This window comes from Pollutimonas rozaliensis (genome assembly GCF_048751585.1).
In the GTDB taxonomy this organism is placed as follows: Bacteria; Pseudomonadota; Gammaproteobacteria; order Burkholderiales; family Burkholderiaceae_B.
The window spans coordinates 1-260 of the sequence record NZ_JAZHOB010000202.1 but is presented as its reverse complement, the minus strand read 5'-3'; the positions used below and the strand labels follow the sequence as shown (position 1 = coordinate 260).

Here is a 260-nt window from a genome sequence, read left to right as displayed (position 1 = left end):
GAACCATTCAGGCAGTGATTAGCATCACCTATACCTACAGCTGAACCCGAAGAGATGATTGTAATGAAACGAGTTATTACCCTGTTTGCTGTACTGCTGATGGGCTGGTCGGTAAATGCCTGGTCATTCGCCTGTAAAACCGCCAATGGTACCGCTATCCCTATTGGCGGTGGCAGCGCCAATGTTTATGTAAACCTTGCGCCCGTCGTGAATGTGGGGCAAAACCTGGTCGTGGATCTTTCGACGCAAATCTTTTGCCA

General features: G+C 49.2%; 1 protein-coding gene. It reads left to right on the top strand.

Annotation, left to right across the window (positions count from 1 at the left end):
* Positions 1-63 precede the first annotated feature (63 nt).
* Positions 64-260 (top strand): fimbrial protein (locus tag V0R37_RS22585; protein ID WP_420376621.1); only part of this gene is annotated, 197 nt, incomplete at its 3' end.